Consider the following 4,928-nt stretch of genomic DNA (forward strand, 5'->3'; position numbering starts at 1 on the left):
GCCCCATACCCCGTCTACACTCGAAACAATCCCCCCAAGCCCCGACGAGAGCGTTATGCCCAGACTGGCGCCCGTGCTGTTTCTGCTGTCATTGATGATCTGCACTGCCACGGCTGACGCGCTGACTCTCACCGATGAAGAACGCAGCTGGCTGGCGGCTCACCCTGACTTGCGCCTGGGTGTCGATGCGTCGTGGCCGCCCTTCGAATTTCGCGACGACCAGAACCGTTATCAGGGTCTGGCTGCCGACTATATCGACGTGATCCGTCAACGTCTGGCGATCAAGCTGACGCCCATCGAACCGGTGAGCTGGACGGTGGTGCTGGAGCAGGTCAAGAATGGCAAGATCGATTTGCTGCCGGGGATCATGTCTACACCGGAACGCCAGAACTATCTGTCATTCACCCGGCCGTACCTCGACTTTCCGATCGTCATCCTCGCCCATGTCGGCGGCGCCCAGCCGCGCAAACTCGATGACCTGTATGGGCTGAAAATCGCCGTGGTGGACAACTACGCCCCCCACGAACTACTACGCACTCACCACCCCGACCTGAATCTGGTCGCCATGCCCAACGTCAGTTCGGCGCTGCAAGCCCTGGCGACTGATGAAGTGGACGCGGTGGTCGGTGACCTGGCTTCCAGCGTCTGGAGCCTGCGCCAGCTCAAGCTCGACGGCCTCTACGTCAGCGGCGAAACCCCGTACCGCTATCAACTGGCGATGGCCGTACCCCGCGACAACAAGGTGCTGGTGGGGATTCTCGACAAAGTCCTCGCCGACATGACGCCGGCGGAAATCAGCAGCATTCAGGAGCATTGGGTCGGCAATGTGCTCGACCATCGCTCGTTCTGGTCAGACCTGCTGGTGTATGGCCTGCCCGGTCTGTTATTGCTGATCACCGTCCTCGCCGTGGTGATTCGCATCAACCGCCGCCTGAGCTCGGAAATCACCCGGCGCATCGACCTCGAGCAGGAATTGCGCAGCAGCGAATATCACTACCGTGGCCTGGTCGAAAGCTTGTCGGCGATTGCCTGGGAAGCGCGGATGAGCGACTTCACCTACAGCTATGTTTCGCCTCACGCTGAAGACTTGCTCGGCTATCCACAGTCCCATTGGCTGATTCCGGGCTTCTGGCACAACATCATTCACCCCGCCGACCTGACCCGCACGCAGAACTATTGCAAGGAAGCGCTGCGACAGGGCCGCGATCACATCGTCGACTATCGCGTCATCACCGCCGACGGCCGCTGCCTGTGGGTGCGCGACATTGTCAGTCTGATCGAGCATGGCCACGAACCGGTGATGCGCGGTTTGATGATCGATATCAGCGAAATCAAGCGCACCGAAGAGGCGCTGCGCCTGTCGGAACAGAAATTCGCCTCGGTGTTCGAACAGTGTCCGGACATTCTGGTAATTGCGCGGCTGTCCGACGGCTGCTTGCTCGAGGTCAACGAGGCCTTCGAAGAGCAGATCGGTCTCAGGGCCGAGGACGTGATCGGCCAAACCGCCACCCACCTCAATATCTGGGGCATTCCCGGCGTCGGCCCGGGCCTGTTGCAGCGCTTGCAGGCTGGCAGCATTCGTAATCTGGAGATGCCCTTTCGCCGCAACAACGGCCAGGTATTCACCGGGTTGATTTCCGCCGAGCCCTTCGACCTCGACACCACCCCGGCGCTGGTGGTCGTGGTGCGCGACATCAGCCAGCTCAAGGAAACCCAACAGCAACTGCAGACCTCAGAAGAGAAGTTTGCCAAGGCCTTTCATGCGTCGCCGGACGGTTTGCTGCTGTCGCGCCAAAGCGACGGCCTGTTGTTGGAGGTCAATGAAGGTTTCAGCCGCATCACCGGTTTCAACAGCGCCATGTCAGTGGATCGGTCAACGCTGGATCTCGGGATCTGGGTCAACCTCAACGAACGCAAACAGATGCTCGACCTGTTGCACCGCGACGGTTTTGTCCGTGACTTCACCTGCCATATCCGTCGCAGTGACGGGCAGATTCGCCTGTGTGAAGTCTCCAGTCGCCCGCTGCCGATCGGCGACGAAGACTGCATGCTGACCATCGCCCGGGACATCACCGAGCGCCATCTCATGCAGGAAAAACTGCAGCAGGCGGCGACGGTTTTCGAAAGCACCGCTGAAGGTGTACTGATCACCGACACCCAGCAACACATCAGCGCGGTCAATCGCGCCTTCACCGAAATCACCGGCTACAGCGAAAGCGAGGCGCTGGGCCACACGCCAAGGCTATTGGCGTCTGGGCTGCATGACAGCGCGTTCTACGCGGCGATGTGGCACCAATTGACCGACGAGGGACACTGGCAGGGCGAGATTTCCAACCGGCGCAAGAACGGCGAGCTGTACCCGAGCTGGCTGACCATCAGCGCCGTGCGTAATCGCGACAAGTTCATCACCCACTTCGTCGCGGTATTCGCCGATATTTCCAGCCTCAAGCACGCCCAGGCCAAGCTCGATTACCAGGCTCACCACGACCCGCTGACCGGCCTGCCCAATCGCACTTTGTTCGAAAGTCGCCTGCAAATGGCCTTGACCAGCCAACAGGAAAATGGCGGCCAGGGCGCGGTGCTGTTTCTCGATCTTGACCGCTTCAAGCACATCAACGACAGCCTCGGCCACCCGGTGGGCGACCTGTTACTCAAGGGCATCGCCGTGCGTTTGAAGGAACAGTTACGAGATATCGACACCGTCGCCCGATTGGGCGGTGACGAATTCATCATTTTGCTGCCGGGCTTGCAGCAAGCCAGCGACGCCGACAACATCGCGACGAAACTGCTCAACTGCTTCGGCGCGCCGTTCCAGGCCGGCGAACACGAGTTCTTCATCAGCGCCAGCATCGGCACCAGCCTCTATCCACGCGACGGTTGCGACGTGGCGACGCTGGTGAAAAACGCTGACGCGGCGATGTACCGTTCCAAAGCCAAGGGGCGCAATCGCGTCGAAAGCTACACCCGCGACCTCACCGCCCAGGCCAGCGAACGCATAGCACTGGAACACGAACTGCGCCGCGCCATCGAGCGCGACGAGCTGTTTCTCTACTACCAACCGAAAATCAGCCTGGTCGACCACAGTCTGGTGGGCGCCGAAGCACTGATTCGCTGGCGTCATCCGACCTTCGGCGAAGTGCCGCCCGAGCACTTCATCCCGCTGGCCGAAGAGAACGGCATGATCCTGCAGATCGGCGATTGGGTGCTGGAAACCGCATGCCGGCAGATGTTCGAGTGGAACCGGATTTATCAACCGCTCGGCCCGCTGTCAGTGAACCTCGCCGGAGCGCAGCTGCGTCAACCGAACCTGCTGGTACGCATCGAGCAACTGCTCAAGGAAAACCGCCTCAGGCCGGATTTACTGCAACTGGAAATTACCGAGAATTTCATTATGAGTCAGGCCGAAGAGGCGCTGGCGGTGCTGCACCAGCTCAAACACCTCGGCGTACAGCTGGCGATCGACGACTTCGGCACCGGCTACTCCTCGCTCAGCTATCTCAAACGCCTGCCGTTGGACATTCTCAAGATCGATCAGTCTTTCGTCCGCGGACTGCCCGACGATCCCCACGACGCGGCGATCGTGCGCGCCATCATCGCGCTAGGGCGGAGCATGCAATTCACGGTGATTGCCGAAGGCGTGGAAACCCAGGCCCAACAACAATTCCTCGCCGCGGAAGGTTGTGAACAGATCCAGGGCTACATCGTCAGCCTGCCGCTGCCACCGGACGAATTCGCCGCCACGTTTCTGCATGTGACCGTATCGGATTTTTCGGATAGCACAGCCGCGAAACCGTCGCTATAATCCGCGGCCTACTGAGGGCCTATAGCTCAGTTGGTTAGAGCAGAGGACTCATAATCCTTTGGTCCACGGTTCGAGTCCGTGTGGGCCCACCAAATTGAAAAGCCGCGCCAAATGCGCGGCTTTTTTGTGGGCGAGTGATTGGGTTTCGTCTTGGCGTGCGCAATGTTCGGAAGACCTAAACCAGAGCTGTAGGAAAGATCCGAAGCAGCGGTTTTGAGCGGTAAGACGTCTGTTGATGATGTCTTCGCAGGGATACTCTTGAGACGTCGCTGCTTATCAGCGACCGGGCTTGGAAATCCGTACAAATCAATACGTCCGGCGACAGTAACAATGGAATGGAAAGACCTGATAATTGGCGGATGCAAATACTGCATGGCGCATTTACAACCGTTCGAACTCGCATTTGAAGTGGCTGCGCAGCAGTTGGTTGTCAGGTTTGAATTCGGGTTCCACTGTTTTACCGATGACAAAGGTCACGGCCAGCCACTAAGACACAGGGGAGAAGTTCGGTATTTTTGTGCGGACCGCCACCACTGCAGCAGCCAGATTACGGATTACTTGCACAAACGCTTTTTCAAAGGTCTGGCTGTGCCCTTCTACGTAGAAAACAGTCAGCGCTATTACTGTCTGGACTTGCATGACTACGCGGTCTTTTTTTCTATCAGCAAGCCGCAGCACTCAACGAACCGTCTCAAACTCCGGATCATTTCCGCCTATGAGGTCGCTGAGTGGGGGCGGTCGAAGCTGCCGAAAGGAAAACCACATAACGTCCGCTACATCCTGGAAATGCGAAACGCGGGAAAGTCCATTTGAGAGAAAGCAAAAAGCCCCGACGCATGCACATCGGGGCTTTCTGTAAATCTCAATATCGGCCTGTCCTTTCACGGTTTCCCGCTTATCCCGCTCACTGGCTAGGAGTAGCTTGCGCCACCGAAATCAACACCCTTTGCTTGCAAAGTTCCGGTCTGTGCTGACGTGCCGATGATAGCCCTTGAACCTGACAAGAGCAACCGTCACGGCCGCCAACTCCCCCCCATCAACCGATGGTGCTGCGAGTATGCCCAATGCAATTGACCCTGTAACATCCGTAATCTCACCGCCCCATGCCAACGGAGCCTCCCTTGCC

At 58.6% G+C, this 4,928-nt stretch carries 2 protein-coding genes and 1 tRNA gene; all 3 read left to right on the plus strand.

The genetic code is table 11. The features are described 5' to 3' along the window. Positions 1 to 55 precede the first annotated feature (55 nt). The 3 genes from AEQ63_RS02015 to AEQ63_RS02025 all read left to right on the plus strand — a co-directional run bounded on the left by AEQ63_RS02015 (position 56) and on the right by AEQ63_RS02025 (position 4,615). A complete protein-coding gene (locus AEQ63_RS02015; RefSeq protein ID WP_064361592.1) occupies positions 56 to 3,802 on the plus strand; it encodes a bifunctional diguanylate cyclase/phosphodiesterase in 3,747 nt (1,248 codons plus the stop codon). Positions 3,803 to 3,817: 15 nt separating this feature from the next. Further along, a tRNA-Ile gene (locus tag AEQ63_RS02020) sits at positions 3,818 to 3,894 on the plus strand. A gap of 280 nt (positions 3,895 to 4,174) precedes the next feature. Next, entirely contained in the window at positions 4,175 to 4,615 is a 441-nt protein-coding gene (locus tag AEQ63_RS02025) for a hypothetical protein (RefSeq protein ID WP_064361593.1), read from the plus strand. Positions 4,616 to 4,928: the final 313 nt, after the last annotated feature.

This window comes from Pseudomonas sp. RIT-PI-o, assembly GCF_001297215.1.
Lineage (GTDB): Bacteria > Pseudomonadota > Gammaproteobacteria > Pseudomonadales > Pseudomonadaceae > Aquipseudomonas > Aquipseudomonas moraviensis_A.